The organism is Salinivibrio sp. AR647 (assembly GCF_001995415.1).
In the GTDB taxonomy this organism is placed as follows: Bacteria; Pseudomonadota; Gammaproteobacteria; order Enterobacterales; family Vibrionaceae; genus Salinivibrio; species Salinivibrio costicola.
In genome coordinates this window covers 28,253-42,685 of record NZ_MUFE01000015.1, presented here as the reverse complement: position 1 = coordinate 42,685, position 14,433 = coordinate 28,253, and the positions used below count along the sequence as shown (strand labels likewise).

Genomic DNA, 14,433 nt, shown 5'->3' with positions numbered 1-14,433 from the left:
AGCAGCCCGCACGTGAGCGGCAAGCGCGATTTAACGCGCCTGTGCATCTGGCGGTGGCCTCATAGCAGCAGCACCTTGCTCTAGCATATTCGGATCCATATGCAGCGTGCGGGTAGGAAGAGCAATATCCGCACCATGCTGATGAATAATTTCAATCACTTTTAATAACACGTCTTGTTTTACCTGATGGTAACGCTGCCAGTTGACCGTTTTGGTGAAGGTGTAAATAAAGAAATCAAGTGAATGCGGGCCAAAACTGTTGAAGTTCACAATCAAGGTTTGCCGCGTTTCAATATCTGCATGCGCTTCTAACATCGCATACACATCATCAATTACCGTACTGATTTTATCGGCGTCTTGATAACGCAGCCCAATGGTTTCGTAAATCCGACGGTTCAGCATCCGCGAGGGGTTTTCCACCACCACGTTACTGAATACCGAGTTGGGCACGTATAAAGGGCGCAAATCAAAGGTGCGCACTACCGTCATGCGAATACCAATTTTTTCCACCGTGCCCTCAATGTTGCGATCGGGGGAGCGCACCCAGTCGCCCACTTTAAATGGCCGATCAAAGTAGATCATCACCCCACCGAAGAAGTTGGAGAGCAAATCTTTGGCGGCAAGACCGACAATTAAGCCCCCCACACCACCAACCGTGAGTAACCCGGAGACACTGACACCCAGGCTTTGTAGCAGCGTAATCACGCCAATGCAGACGGCGAGTGCGCGTAAGACGTTACCAATGGCGTTAATCGTGGTGTGATCACGGCGCCCTTCGTCAAATAACAGCTGCTCACCACTGTTGACCAATCGGAGCAAAAACCAGATCAATAAGAACACGACCAGCAGCTCTCTGATCACGCTCACCCAGCTTAAATTCAAGTGACCTGCGGTATTATCAAGAAAAATTTCTAGCGCATGAAACGCAGGCCAGCCCCAGATTAAGAGGGAAAATGGCGTATCAATCGCGGGCCACAACACATCATCCCAACGTGTTTGCGTGCGCTCTGCCAGTGCCTTTAAGCGCCCCATCAACACACGCCATATCGCCCAGACGACGGCTCCAAGCCCCATCAAAATGACAATATCTGAGATCCAGTCCCACGCGGCGGCTTGATAGAGTGACTGCCACCATTGGATTAGGCTTTGCATGCTTCCCTCACGATTACGGTGTCTAGGCGTTTATGCTTGTCAGACTAACAARAAAAATGCTGACCAAGGTCAGCATTTTGTCTAAAGAATGGTTATCCGTTTACCAGCCCGCAAAAGCGACAAGAAAAAAGGTCGCGAGCAAGGCACCGGACAGGGCAACATTAAGCGTGAACAGATGACGTACCTTATTGCATTTACCCACAAATGCCGCATCGTGATGATGAAGGTACTCTTGGCTGCGAATATATTGGTATAAACGTTTTTGTCGCGAGATATCGCCTTGGGGCGATAAAGTGAAGAAGTTGCTCTCACGACGACAGATTTGCTGGTAAAGCAACGGGTTGGCATCACGTAACATCACCACCAATGCCCGCAATGACGATACATAGCGTGCGATATTTATCACTGTCACTGTGAACACAGCCACAATTAGGATATCACCGTTCATAATCCTCTCCCTTCACTACACTGGATGGCGCTTCAGAGGGAGAGGTTACGTAATTACTGCCCCGCTGAGCTGTCCATCACTGACGTTGATTCTTCAACTGCCATGGATGCCAAGTCTTTGTCGATAAAGAACAGAGCCTTGCCATCTTCGCCGACTAACTCGATCTTATCGAGTACGCCTTTAAACAACTTCTCTTCTTCGTGTTGCTCCGCGACATACCACTGCAAGAAGTTAAAGGTAGAGTAGTCTTGCGTGGTAAACGCGGCATGCGCCAAGCTGTTAATTTTTTCCGTGATTAAGCGCTCATGCTGATACGTTTCGCGAAACACCTCACCTAACGAGGAAAATTCGTGACGCGGTGCATCAATCGACCCCAAGATAGGCATGGCCCCTGTCTCACTCACATACGTAAACAGGCGCTGCATATGCTGCATTTCTTCCTGTGCGTGCTTATGTAAGAATTTTGCCGCGCCTTCGAAACCCTGATCCTCACACCAAGCGCTCATTTGTAAGTATAGGTTTGATGAGAAAAACTCCAAATTGATCTGCTCATTGAGCCTGTCAACCATGGCAGGTGCTAGCATATAAAACGTCCTCTTTATTGGGGGTTAGCTGCCATTCTGACCAGCAGCACGTCGGTTTTCAAGCGGATTACGCCGGTAATGTCCAGCGTGACCGATTCTTATATCGAATTTATGACCCGCCTCATTGTCGAATTCTTAACCGGAATGCGATCACAGTGACGGATTTTGCCTCTCAAGCTGGTTAAACTGCGTTTATAACCTCGCATAAAAAGGATAACTCTATGTCATACAAGCATATTTTGGTTGCGGTTGATTTGTCAGATGACAGTGAAAGACTGTTGAAAAAAGCTGACGCACTTGCCTTCGCCTTGGGCGCACAACTGTCGTTGGTTCATATTGACGTCAATTATGCCGAGCTCTATACCGGACTGATTGATATTAACTTAGTCGAATCACGTAACCGAGTGATTGAAGAAGCCCAGCAAAAACTCAATCAACTGGCCAGCGACGCACAAAGCACGGTCACACACACCTTGGTCAGTAGCGGTGATTTAGCGGAAGAGATCACCGAGTCGATTCAAAACATGGGGATTGATTTGGTGGTCGTCGGCCATCATCAAGATTTCTGGAGCTCGTTGTTGTCGTCAACTAAACAACTGCTGAATAAAACGCCCGTTGATCTTTTGATGGTGCCCATCCGCGACTAAACCCTCTTCGCTAACCACTCTCGACAGAAGGCGGGTCATTCTGCCTTCTGCGCTTTTAACCATACGCTGACTGGGAACCGATTGCGTCCTAGAAGCGAAACGGTACACTGCCCTTTTACTCTCTTTATCGAAGGAACCGAGTTATGGGGTATCTTAGCGGCGTGACACTGCTGTGGGCCTTTTCGTTTAGCCTAATTGGCGTGTATCTAGCCGGCCAAGTCGACAGCTACTTTTCTGTATTGATGCGTATCGTGCTGGCAGGATTGGTGTTTTTACCTTTCTTACGTCCTCGCCAAGTGCGCCCCGCGTTTGCCGCCAAATTGATGTTAGTCGGCGCGTTTCAGCTTGGCATCATGTACTGTTTCTTCTATCAGTCCTTCTTATTCTTATCGGTACCAGAAGTGCTGTTGTTTACCGTTTTTACTCCGCTTTATGTCACCTTAATTTACGATGCGTTGAAAAGGCAGTTCAGCGCTTGGTACCTGCTCACCGCGGCCATCGCGGTGCTTGGCGCCGTAGTGATCCGCTATGCCACTGTCAATCCGGACTTTCTGGTTGGTTTTTTAGTGGTACAAGGTGCAAATTTGTGCTTTGCGATTGGCCAGGTTGGTTACAAATACTTGATTGAGAAAGAGCAAACTCAGCTACCTCAGCATGCGGTATTCGGTTGGTTTTATCTTGGCGCCTTAGTGGTGGGCGTGCTAGCTTTCGCCTTGCTCGGAAACAGTGACAATCTGCCTTCTACGCCAACCCAGTGGGGAGTGTTGATTTATCTAGGCACTATCGCGTCAGGGCTGGGCTATTTCTTTTGGAATAAGGGTGCAACCCTGGTCAATGCTGGGGCGCTCGCAGTGATGAACAACGCGCTGATCCCAGCCGGCATTGTGGTGAACGTACTGATTTGGAACCGCGACGCGGATCTTCTGCCGTTACTCAGCGGCGGGGTACTGATTTTAGCCGCGCTGTGGTTTAACCAAACCTGGGTCAAGCGCCGCGTCGACGCCCAACGGAATGCCGCCCAACGGAATGCCGACCCAAAGCCTCAGTAACCCGAACGTAAAACAGGCAGGGAAACCCCTGCCTGTTTATTTACCCGAGAGCCAACCCTAATCAGATAAAGGCAAACGCGTCTGAGTAGAGATGATCACGACTCACGCCGCGCTCTTTGCAGAACATATCACGTGCCACGCCTGCCATTTCAAAGCGCCCGGCAATATAGATATCGTACGCGCCGAGGCTAACAAAATCTTCCATCACCGCTTCTAATACATTCCCTACTTTGCCTCGCCATTCGCCTTCCGCCTGTTCAACCACAGGCATAAAGGTAATATTGCGATGCGATTCAGACAGTGCTTGCAGCTCGTCATGCGCGTAAAGCTGGCACGGGTTGCGTGCCCCCCAATAAATAAAGATCGGAGACTGTATTCCTTGATTAATACAGTGATCGACCATGCTGCGAACATACGAAAAACCGGTCCCGCCAGCAATCAACAGCAAGGGACGCTCACTCTCACGCAACCAGGCATCGCCGGCCGGTTCGGTGATTTCAAAGCTCGCTTCACCGCTTTCTAGCACGGCTTTGGCTTTTTCGACCACTTCCAGCGCGAACGGATTTTCATCGGCGGCGCCCACATGGAGCTCGAGCTCACCGCCGTCTTGACGACATGGACTACTCGCCAGTGAAAACGGGCGTTTATCTTTTTCGCCCATTACCGCCATCACATATTGCCCTGGGTGATAGCTCACCGCCTGCTGAGGCTTTAGGACAATGCGGTAAGTGTGACACGCCAGCGACTCAACGGCGGTCACTTCACATAGTATCGACATTCTGTTCCTCTGTTCGTTTTGCTACAGCCGTTGAGGTTATGAGAGGCGGTATCACTACCGCCTCAGGCTGTGTTTTTATCATTAACGGTAAATGCTAGCGCATACCAACCGGATTAGTCTAAGATCCCTAATTCGTCCCATATCGCATCGACACGTGCGACCACATCCGGGTCTTTCGCGATCGGTGTGCCCCACTCGCGAGCGGTTTCTCCTTGCCATTTATTGGTGGCATCGAGCCCCATTTTCGAGCCAACGCCAACCACTGGCGACGCAAAGTCGAGCGAATCTATCGGTGTATTTTCCACCATCACGGTGTCGCGCGCGGGATCCATGCGAGTGGTGATTGCCCAAATAACATCATTCCAGTCACGCGCATTCACATCGTCGTCACACACTATCACAAACTTGGTGTACATAAACTGGCGCAAGAAAGACCACACGCCCATCATCACGCGTTTCGCATGCCCTGGGTATTGTTTTTTCATAGTGACCACCGCCATCCGGTACGAGCAACCCTCCGGAGGCAAATAAAAGTCGACAATTTCCGGGAACTGCTTTTGCAAAATGGGCACAAACACTTCGTTCAGGGCCACACCCAGTACGGCAGGCTCGTCCGGTGGCCGCCCCGTGTAGGTGCTGTGATAAATCGGCTTTTTGCGCATGGTCAGATGCGTCACAGTGAATACATGGTGACGCTCTACTTCATTGTAATAGCCAGTATGATCGCCATAAGGCCCTTCGTCGGCATATTCGTTCGGATCGATATACCCTTCCATCACAATCTCGGCACTCGCCGGCACATCCAAATCGTTACTGATGCTCTTTGCCACCTCGGTTTTACTGCCGCGCAACAGCCCTGCAAAGGCATATTCAGACAGGGTATCGGGCACGGGGGTGACGGCGCCGAGAATGGTGGCCGGATCCGCACCATAAGCAACGCTGATAGGAAAAGGTTCACCCGGATGGGTTTGCATCCAGTCATGCAAATCAAGTGCGCCACCGCGGTGTGCGAGCCAACGCATAATCACTTTGTTTTTGCCGATTTTTTGCTGGCGATAAATACCAAGATTCTGGCGCTTTTTATTCGGTCCACGGGTAATGGTCAGTCCCCACGTCAGCAATGGTGCCACATCGCCCGGCCAGCAGCGCATCACTGGGATTTTATCCAAATCAACGTCATCGCCGCTAAGCACAACTTCTTGGCAACGCGGACGACGGACTGTCTTGGCGGGCATATTTAACACCTGACGAAACACAGGCAGCTTGTCGAGCGCATCGCGAAACCCTTTAGGAGGCTCAGGCTCTTTTAAGTAGGCCAGCAGTTTGCCGACTTCACGTAGCTCAAGCACATCGTGTCGGCCCATACCGAGCGCCACACGCTTAGGGGTGCCAAACAGATTCGCTAATACCGGCATGTCATACCCGATGGGATTTTCAAACAGAAGGGCCGGCCCGCCCGCTCTTAGGGTGCGGTCGCATATCTCAGTGATCTCTTGGTCAGGATCCACTGGCTGCGTAATGCGTTTAAGCTCACCTTGGGCCTCAAGGTAATCAATAAAATCGCGCAGATCGGAAAGTTTCATATCAGGCTCAATGAGTTAATGGACGCCTCTATGATACCAAGTAAACCGGTATCCGGATCGGTAAAGGGTCGACATTAGCGCGACGACAACGCAGATGCAATGTGCTGGCGGCCAAGGGGGCCAAGCTCGTCACCTAATCCACTTAACCACTCATCTTTTCCAGCTTCGACCAATAATTGTGCCACCTGCTGCCCTTGGCGTAATGATAACTGAGACATCAAAAAGTCAGCGACTGGCGCGGGTAATGGAGAAAGATTCGCCAGTTGTCGAATCGCGGGGCCACGCAGCGATGGGTTATCTGCGGCGGCCATCATTTGTTGCAACGCAAACCCATCATTAGCTCGTTGACGCAAAGCATGCAGTGCATTGAGGCTGTATTGATCGGTACCGCGCCGCCAAAGACGATCATACAGTGCCGGCCGGTCCGTCGCTTGTGCAAGTGCAGCCAAAATCGCGTTATCTGGTAGCCACATTAAGGTGGGGTCAGTGAGGTATTGTTCGACCAAATAGGCTAAGCCATCGCTGTCATACTCATCAATCATCGCGACCAATGCATCACGGCGTTGTCGATAACCCGGCTGAGATGGCTTAATCCAGTCAGCAATCACCAATTGGCGATAACTGAGTAACATGCCTAACTCTTGGGTCAGTTGTTGCTCCCGATAACGGTTTAACTGTTGGCGTGCTGCTGCCGCGTAATGGAAGGCAGGGGTCGTGACCCAATAACCGTCTTGCTGGTGACGTAACAAAAAATGGGGTTGTTGCTGACTCAATTCAGCCAGATAACGTCGCCAATGATCGTTGTTCAGTGGCAAGGGTGAAGAGAGTAAACGGTAGAGTGTCGCTTCACGTGTGAGCGGCGGAAGCTGACGAATATGCGCTTTGAGCGCAGCGACATCGTCTTTCGCGAGCAGAGTAGACATGGTACGCATGGCTTTAGCCGTGTTCGCGTTATCTAGCACCTGTTCAATAAAGGTTTGGGTGACGATCTGACCATCCGCGGCTGGCGCATTAGCCGCCAAGGCCGCCGGGCTCGACAAGCTCATGATCCCAAGCCCTATAGCCAACAGTGTCGTACAGTAACGTCTTGCCATCCGTTGCAATCCTATGCCCAGTGTCACGCGTTCGGCGCCACCTTTCCTTGGTCACGTCTATTGTGCGAGCTGGGCCTTGGGTGAGCAATAAAAAAGCACTGCGAATGCGCAGTGCTTAACACTATTGCGTTAGCCGTTACGAGTTTTGCCGCCGCATGGCATCAAAGAACTCATTATTGGTTTTGGACATCGCCAATTTACCAATCAAGAACTCCATCCCTTCAAACTCGCCCATTGGATGCATGATCTTTCTTAAAATCCACATCTTTTGCAGTTCATCGGGTTTGGTAAGTAGCTCTTCACGGCGGGTGCCTGAGCGGGTGAAGTCAATGGCAGGGAAAACACGTTTTTCCGCAATCTTACGCGAAAGGTGCAGTTCCATGTTACCTGTCCCTTTAAATTCTTCGTAGATCACTTCATCCATCTTCGATCCCGTATCCACCAGCGCGGTAGCAATGATAGTCAGGCTCCCGCCTTCTTCCACATTACGCGCCGCACCAAAGAAACGCTTAGGACGATGGAGAGCATTGGCATCCACACCACCGGTCAATACTTTGCCCGATGATGGCACAACCGTGTTGTAAGCGCGGGCTAAACGCGTGATCGAATCCAACAAGATCACCACGTCTTTTTTATGTTCAACCAGACGTTTTGCCTTCTCAATCACCATTTCGGCAACTTGCACGTGTCGGTTAGCTGGCTCATCAAAGGTCGAGGCAACCACTTCCCCTTTAACCAGACGCTGCATCTCGGTCACTTCTTCCGGACGCTCGTCAATCAAAAGCACCATCAGTTCGCAATCAGGGTGGTTAAACGCAATGCTTTGAGCAATATTTTGCAGCAACATGGTTTTACCCGCTTTCGGCGGTGCCACAATCAAACCACGTTGGCCTTTACCGATAGGCGAAGCCAAGTCGAGGACACGGGCGGTGATGTCTTCGGTAGAGCCGTTACCGCGCTCCATCACCATCCGCTCGCTCGCGTGTAATGGGGTTAAGTTTTCGAAAAGGATTTTACTGCGGGCATTGTCGGGTTTGTCGCTGTTAACTTGGTTAACTTTTAGTAGCGCGAAGTAGCGCTCGCCGTCTTTCGGCGGCCGAATTTTACCCGCGATGGTATCGCCTGTGCGCAGGTTAAAGCGCCGGATTTGGCTGGGCGAGACATAAATATCATCAGGGCCGGCCAAATACGAGCTGTCTGCGCTGCGCAAGAAGCCAAACCCGTCTTGAAGAATTTCCAGCGCGCCATTGCCAAAAATATCTTCACCGCTTTTTGCGTGCTGTTTGAGGATCGAAAAAATAATGTCCTGCTTACGCAAGCGAGCCAGGTTTTCAAGTCCCATGCTTTCGCCAAGCGCAACCAGCGTCGAGACGGGTTGAGTCTTCAGTTCGGTAAGATTCATAGTGGTGAGTGTCTTGTTTGTCAAAGTTGAGGTCTGAAATTAGTTAGCGTGTCGAGACCAGTGGCATGTTCGAGAGATGAACAGAAGTACAAATTCCGTGCAATAAGGTAGCACCTAAATGGGGTATCGTCTAGTTGACAGAAAAACAACCGCCGCTGTGAGGCAGCGACGGTTACTTTAACATTACAGGTTAGCGTCAAGAAACTCTTTCAGTTGAGTTTTTGACACAGCACCAACTTTAGTTGCTGCCACGCTGCCATCTTTAAAGAGTAGCAGTGTTGGGATACCACGGATGCCGAACTTAGGCGGAGTACCTGCGTTCTGGTCAATGTTCAGTTTTCCGATGGTGACTTTACCTGCATACTCCTCGGCGATTTCGTCCAAAATCGGTGCAATCATTTTACATGGACCACACCATTCTGCCCAAAAATCAACCAAAACAGGTCCTGCAGCTTTTAGAACGTCTGCCTCAAAGCTGTCGTCGGTTAGCTGCATAATTTTGTCGCTCATCTTTTACTCCAATACATGTTTTAGTTACTGGCTAAATTGCGACCAGTAAATTATGGGACTATTTGACTGGATTCGCTTCCGTATTGCAAGCCTAAGCTGATATTCTATCCGGATGAAAATGACGCATATCACAGAGCAGAAATTTGCCGAGCTCGGCTTGCACGCCGATGTTCTTAAAGGCTTGGATGCCAAGGGGTTTACTGAATGTACTCCTATCCAGGCATTGGCATTGCCGGTCCTGCTCACCGGCCAAGACATTGCAGGGCAGGCGCAAACAGGGACAGGAAAGACCCTGGCGTTCCTCGCTGCGACGTTTCATCACCTCCTCACGACCGATGTCCCCGCATCGCGTAAACAAAATCAACCGCGGGCCATCATATTAGCTCCTACGCGTGAGTTGGCGATTCAGATCTATAACGATGCTGAACCGCTTTTGGCGAATACCTCAATCACCGCCGGTCTCGCGTATGGTGGTGAAGGTTACGATAAACAGCAACAAACGTTGGAACAAGGGGTTGATATATTAATCGGCACCTGTGGTCGTATCATCGACTTCCACAAAAAGAAAATTATCGATTTGCACAGCATTCAGGCAGTGGTGCTGGATGAAGCCGACCGTATGTTTGATTTGGGCTTTATCAAAGACATTCGCTTTTTGTTTAACCGTATGCCGGCCCCCAACCAGCGCTTAAACATGCTGTTTTCGGCGACCTTGTCCTATCGTGTACAAGAGCTGGCCTTTGAACACATGACTAACCCTGAACACGTGGTAGTGGAGCCAGAGCAAATTACTGGCCATCGCATCAAAGAAGAGTTGTTCCAGCCATCCAACAAAGAAAAAATGCCGCTGCTACAAACCCTCATTGAAGAAGAGTGGCCCGAGCGCGCCATCATCTTTGCCAATACCAAGCATCGCTGCGAATCCATTTGGGCCCATTTAGCCGCCGATAATCATCGCGTAGGTCTGCTCACTGGCGACGTCCCTCAGAAAAAGCGGGTTAAAATTTTAGAGCAGTTTACTAACGGCGAACTGGATCTGCTCGTTGCCACCGATGTGGCAGCACGTGGATTACATATTCCTTTGGTTACCCACGTTTTTAACTATGACCTTCCCGATGATGCGCAAGACTATGTCCATCGCATTGGCCGTACAGGACGAGCCGGCGCCAGTGGCAGCTCAATTAGCTTTGCCTGTGAAGAGTACGCGATAAACTTACCGGCGATTGAAGAGTACATTGAGCACAGTATTCCGGTCAGCGAATTTGATCGTAACGCGCTATTGAAGGATCTGCCGCCGCCAAAGAAAATGGCTAAACGCCCGAATACGCAGCGTCGTAGTAACAACAAGAGCGGCAGCAGCAATAATAAAGGCAGCAGCAACAACCGCAACCGGCAGCGCCGCCGTCCACAAAAGTCGGCATAACAGAAAAGAAACATAGGTCAGAGCGCATCATGAGTGGTCACGGAAATACAACATCAACACCGACGCTGTACGCCGCGATTGATTTAGGCTCCAACAGCTTTCATATGCTGGTGGTGCGCCAAGTGGCCGGCAGTGTTCAAACCCTTGCCAAAATAAAGCGAAAAGTACGTCTCGCCGCTGGGATGGATAACCAACAACAGCTCAGCGATGAAGCCATGCAACGCGGCTGGGATTGTTTGGCTCTGTTCGCCGAACGCTTGCAAGACTTTAACACGGACAATATTCGCGTGGTCGCGACCGCTGCGCTGCGCCGTGCCAGTAACGCTGATGCCTTTTTAGCCAAGGCAAATACTTTACTGGGTTACCCTATCGAGATTATCTCGGGCGAAGAAGAAGCGCGCACCATTTACCAAGGGGTGGCGCACACCTCAGGTGGCCCGGGTAAACGCTTGGTCGTCGATATTGGCGGGGCTAGCACCGAGCTGATTATCGGTGAGCAGTTTGAACCGACCTTGTTACAAAGCCTTAATATGGGGTGCGTGACTTTTTTAGAAGACTACTTTGCCGATCGCGTCCTCAACCAAGCCGCTTTTGAGAAAGCGATCGCCGGTGCGAAAGCAGAGTTGACCCCGTTGATAGCTCAGTATCGCGAACTGGGATGGGACTGTTGTGTTGGCGCCAGCGGCACGGTACAAGCGCTGCAAGAAATTATGGTGACCCAAGGGATGGATGAAGTCATCACCTTGGAAAAGCTTCACCGACTGCGCGATCAAGCGATTGCCTGCGGGCAAATGGACGCACTGGATATTGAGGGGTTAACGCTCGAGCGGGCCTTGGTTTTTCCGAGTGGTCTGTCCATCTTGATTGCCATTTTTGAGTGTTTAGAGGTTACTCGCATGACCCTCGCCGGCGGGGCGCTACGTGAAGGCTTGGTGTACGAAATGATGACCGCGATGCGTCACAGTGATATTCGTGCGCGCACCATAGCTAGCATCCAATCCCGCTATCAGCTTGATGAGGACCACGGGATCAATGTGGCTACGACCGCACTTGAATTACTTCATCAATGTCCCGCGTCATGGATTCCAGAGCCGGAAGCCGGTAGCCTGCTCCATGCGGCAGCCTGCGTGCACGAAATCGGGTTGAGCATTGGCTTTAAACATGATGGCGACCATGCCGCATATTTAATTACTCATCTCGATTTACCTGGCTTTACCCGTGCACAAAAACAACTGGTTGCCACCTTGTTACGCTATTACCGTGAACAACTGGTATGCATTGATGGCCAACATGCCTTGTCCACCACCAGTGCCAACCGTCTCCTCCGACTACTACGCGTAGCTGTGATTTTATGCCATCGTCGCGACAGTCGCGTTCGGCCAATGATCGGACTCAATGCTGACGGCGACGCACTCACTTTGGCGTTAGATACCACACTGCTTGACGCTAGCCCACTGTTACGCGCGGAACTAGAGCAAGAGGCGCTGCGTCAATCAAGCCTTGGACAGCCACTCGTCGTGCACGCTCAAGACGCTCACGCTCTATCGCACACACACCTTTAGCAAAACAAAAGGCCCACACCTTGATGGTGTGAGCCTTTTTATCCTTGGCGCTGTCAATCAGCTCAGCGGGCAATTAAGCCGCTGCAATCCCACTATGACGCAATAACGCCTCAGGGCTTGGCTCGCGACCTCTAAAGCGAACAAACAAGTCTTTCGGTGCTTCACTGCCCCCGCGGCTAAGAATATGGTTTAAGAAGTCTTCACCGGTGTCACGGTTAAAGATCCCATCCTCTTCAAAACGCGAATAGGCATCACTCGAGAGTACTTCAGCCCATTTATAGCTGTAATAACCTGCACTATATCCGCCCGCAAAGATATGCCCAAAAGCATGCGGAAAGCGGTTCCATTCAGGCGTCGGCACCACTGAGACTTGCTCACGCACCGCATTTAGCGTTTCCATGATCCGCGGGCCCACATCCGGATCAAACTCGCTGAATAGACGGAAATCAAACAAACTAAACTCGAGCTGACGCAACATTCCCATGGCTGAGTTAAAGTTTTTCGCCGCGAGCATTTTTTCCAGCATGTCTTCAGGAAGCGCTTCTCCGGTTTGGTAATGCCCCGAAATAAAGCTCAGCGCCTCTTGCTCCCAGCACCAGTTTTCCAAAAACTGACTCGGCAACTCTACCGCATCCCAAGGCACACCATTAATGCCGGAGACATCAGCCACGTCGATTTGCGTCAGCATATGATGAATGCCATGACCAAATTCGTGGAACAGGGTGACCACTTCATCATGGGTAAACAACGCCGGATCGTCACCCACTGGCGGATTAAAGTTACAGGTTAAGTACGCCACCGGTGTTTGCAGTTCACCGTTCGCTTTGCGACGACGCACCCGGCATTCATCCATCCACGCGCCACCACGTTTATGCTCCCGCGCGTATAAGTCCAAATAGAAGCTGCCACGCAGCGTCCCTTGGCTGTCATGAATGTCATAAAAGCGCACACTTTCATGCCACGTGTCGATTCCTTTACGCTCGGTAATCGTCATACCGAACACACGTTTCATCACTTCGAACAAACCATTGAGCACTCGCGCTTCAGGGAAGTAAGGGCGGAGTGCCTCATCGGAGATGGTATAACGCGCTTGCTTGAGTTTCTCGCTGTAATACGGAATATCCCAAGGCTCAAGGGTATCGACGCCAAATTCTTGCTTGGCATACGCCTTCACTTCGGCAAACTCGCGTTCACCTTGAGGGCGGGCTTTGTCGACCAAATCATTCAAAAAGCCCATCACTTGGTCTGGTGTTTCTGCCATCTTGGTCGCCAACGACAGTTCGCTGTAGCTATTAAAGCCCAACAAACGTGCCAGTTCGTATTTTAAGCGCAACGACTCATTCATCAGCTCGGAATTATCCCACTGCCCCGCTTGCGGGCCGCGGTCAGAAGCACGCGTGGTAAAGGCTTCATACATTTGTTGACGTAGTGCACGATTATCGCAATACATCATCACAGGCAGGTACGAGGGGACATCCAGGGTAAATAAATAGCCTTGCTGCGATTTTGCCTCTGCTTGCGCTTTCGCCGCCTGGCGCGCGGACTCAGGCAAACCTGCGAGTTCACTCTCGTCAGAAATCAACTTGGTCCATCCCATGGTGGCATCAAGTATATTATTGCTAAATGAAGAGGAAAGCTCAGACAAACGCTTTTGAATGTCACCAAATCGGTGCTGCTGATCCACCGGCAAGGCAATGCCCGAGAGTTCAAAATCTTGCAGCGCATCGGTGATGGCTTTTTGCTGAGCAATCTCTAGGGTCTCAAATTCGGCGCTCTCTTTTATCGCTTTGTATGCTTGATACAAACCTTTGTGCTGCCCGCGCCATGTTGAATACTCAGATAATAACGATAAGCAGCTTTCATAGGCTTCACGTAATGGCTGGCTATTGACCACCGCATTCATATGGCTGACCGGTGACCAGATCCGGCCTAGCCGATCTTCGGCCTCAGTCACCGGTACGCAAACAGTGGTCCAGTTAGCTTGGTCAGTGCCTGCAGCGGCATCGACAGCTTGGCGACAGTCAGCAATAGCGGCTTCCACTGCCGGCTTAACATGCTCAGGCTTAATCGCCGAAAACGGAGGTAAATCCTCAAATTGAAGTAGCGGGTTGGACATAGTGCCTTCCTTTTTGCTGATAAGGTGCTCACGAAGCGAGCCCTAGGAATATATAAACAATACGGTGTATATGCCGTCTCGAGGG

The 14,433-nt window shown here is 50.8% G+C and carries 12 protein-coding genes and 1 pseudogene; 4 read left to right on the top strand and 9 right to left on the bottom strand.

The features are described 5' to 3' along the window. Positions 1-30: 30 nt before the first annotated feature. From BZG76_RS14455 to ftnA, 3 genes are all read right to left on the bottom strand, one after another. On the bottom strand, positions 31-1,152 hold the full coding sequence (locus BZG76_RS14455; RefSeq protein WP_101494574.1) for a mechanosensitive ion channel family protein: 1,122 nt from the start codon (positions 1,150-1,152) through the stop codon (positions 31-33). Between the two features lie 100 nt (positions 1,153-1,252). After that, a complete protein-coding gene (locus BZG76_RS14450) occupies positions 1,253-1,600 on the bottom strand; it encodes a universal stress protein UspB (RefSeq protein ID WP_021022219.1) in 348 nt (115 codons plus the stop codon). Positions 1,601-1,653: 53 nt separating this feature from the next. Next, positions 1,654-2,184, bottom strand: coding sequence for a non-heme ferritin (gene ftnA, locus BZG76_RS14445; protein WP_021022218.1), 531 nt, complete (start codon positions 2,182-2,184; stop codon positions 1,654-1,656). A gap of 221 nt (positions 2,185-2,405) precedes the next feature. Here ftnA and BZG76_RS14440 point away from each other — a divergent pair, with 221 nt between their 5' ends. Both BZG76_RS14440 and BZG76_RS14435 read left to right on the top strand, forming a co-directional pair. Further along, a complete protein-coding gene (locus BZG76_RS14440) occupies positions 2,406-2,831 on the top strand; it encodes a universal stress protein (protein ID WP_021022217.1) in 426 nt (141 codons plus the stop codon). A 143-nt stretch (positions 2,832-2,974) separates the two neighbouring features. Then, entirely contained in the window at positions 2,975-3,880 is a 906-nt protein-coding gene (locus BZG76_RS14435; RefSeq protein ID WP_021022216.1) for a carboxylate/amino acid/amine transporter, read from the top strand. Positions 3,881-3,941: 61 nt separating this feature from the next. Here BZG76_RS14435 and fre read toward each other — a convergent pair whose 3' ends face one another. The 5 genes and pseudogenes from fre to trxA form a co-directional block, all read right to left on the bottom strand. Then, entirely contained in the window at positions 3,942-4,658 is a 717-nt protein-coding gene (gene fre, locus BZG76_RS14430) for an NAD(P)H-flavin reductase (protein ID WP_021022215.1), read from the bottom strand. Positions 4,659-4,819: 161 nt separating this feature from the next. Further along, positions 4,820-6,241, bottom strand: a pseudogene (gene ubiD / locus BZG76_RS14425) (4-hydroxy-3-polyprenylbenzoate decarboxylase); the annotation flags it as partial. A 74-nt stretch (positions 6,242-6,315) separates the two neighbouring features. Continuing rightward, positions 6,316-7,335, bottom strand: coding sequence for a hypothetical protein (locus BZG76_RS14420; RefSeq protein WP_131825132.1), 1,020 nt, complete (start codon positions 7,333-7,335; stop codon positions 6,316-6,318). Between the two features lie 136 nt (positions 7,336-7,471). Then, on the bottom strand, positions 7,472-8,737 hold the full coding sequence (gene rho, locus BZG76_RS14415; protein WP_021022212.1) for a transcription termination factor Rho: 1,266 nt from the start codon (positions 8,735-8,737) through the stop codon (positions 7,472-7,474). Positions 8,738-8,920: 183 nt separating this feature from the next. Then, positions 8,921-9,247 carry a thioredoxin TrxA gene (gene trxA / locus BZG76_RS14410; protein WP_021022211.1) on the bottom strand — a complete coding sequence of 109 codons (327 nt, stop codon included), beginning with the start codon at positions 9,245-9,247 and terminating at the stop codon, positions 8,921-8,923. A gap of 112 nt (positions 9,248-9,359) precedes the next feature. Between trxA and rhlB the strand changes: the two genes are divergently transcribed. Together rhlB and gppA are read left to right on the top strand one after the other, a co-directional pair. Beyond that, positions 9,360-10,670 carry an ATP-dependent RNA helicase RhlB gene (gene rhlB, locus BZG76_RS14405; RefSeq protein ID WP_077461864.1) on the top strand — a complete coding sequence of 437 codons (1,311 nt, stop codon included), beginning with the start codon at positions 9,360-9,362 and terminating at the stop codon, positions 10,668-10,670. Positions 10,671-10,699: 29 nt separating this feature from the next. Then, on the top strand, positions 10,700-12,232 hold the full coding sequence (gene gppA, locus BZG76_RS14400; RefSeq protein ID WP_077461863.1) for a guanosine-5'-triphosphate,3'-diphosphate diphosphatase: 1,533 nt from the start codon (positions 10,700-10,702) through the stop codon (positions 12,230-12,232). Between the two features lie 73 nt (positions 12,233-12,305). Here the strand turns inward: gppA and prlC are convergent, their stop codons facing one another. Continuing rightward, positions 12,306-14,348, bottom strand: coding sequence for an oligopeptidase A (prlC, locus tag BZG76_RS14395; protein WP_077461862.1), 2,043 nt, complete (start codon positions 14,346-14,348; stop codon positions 12,306-12,308). Between the last annotated feature and the right edge of the window lie 85 nt (positions 14,349-14,433).

Excerpts from the sequence above, each read along its gene's own strand:
- BZG76_RS14420 (WP_131825132.1), bottom strand. The coding sequence starts at position 7,335 with ATGGCAAGACGTTACTGTACGACACTGTTGGCTATAGGGCTTGGGATC.
- trxA (WP_021022211.1), bottom strand. The coding sequence starts at position 9,247 with ATGAGCGACAAAATTATGCAGCTAACCGACGACAGCTTTGAGGCAGAC.
- BZG76_RS14440 (WP_021022217.1), top strand. The coding sequence starts at position 2,406 with ATGTCATACAAGCATATTTTGGTTGCGGTTGATTTGTCAGATGACAGT.
- gppA (WP_077461863.1), top strand. The coding sequence starts at position 10,700 with ATGAGTGGTCACGGAAATACAACATCAACACCGACGCTGTACGCCGCG.
- BZG76_RS14435 (WP_021022216.1), top strand. The coding sequence starts at position 2,975 with ATGGGGTATCTTAGCGGCGTGACACTGCTGTGGGCCTTTTCGTTTAGC.
- prlC (WP_077461862.1), bottom strand. The coding sequence starts at position 14,348 with ATGTCCAACCCGCTACTTCAATTTGAGGATTTACCTCCGTTTTCGGCG.
- rho (WP_021022212.1), bottom strand. The coding sequence starts at position 8,737 with ATGAATCTTACCGAACTGAAGACTCAACCCGTCTCGACGCTGGTTGCG.
- BZG76_RS14450 (WP_021022219.1), bottom strand. The coding sequence starts at position 1,600 with ATGAACGGTGATATCCTAATTGTGGCTGTGTTCACAGTGACAGTGATA.
- rhlB (WP_077461864.1), top strand. The coding sequence starts at position 9,360 with ATGAAAATGACGCATATCACAGAGCAGAAATTTGCCGAGCTCGGCTTG.
- fre (WP_021022215.1), bottom strand. The coding sequence starts at position 4,658 with ATGTCGATACTATGTGAAGTGACCGCCGTTGAGTCGCTGGCGTGTCAC.
- ftnA (WP_021022218.1), bottom strand. The coding sequence starts at position 2,184 with ATGCTAGCACCTGCCATGGTTGACAGGCTCAATGAGCAGATCAATTTG.
- BZG76_RS14455 (WP_101494574.1), bottom strand. The coding sequence starts at position 1,152 with ATGCAAAGCCTAATCCAATGGTGGCAGTCACTCTATCAAGCCGCCGCG.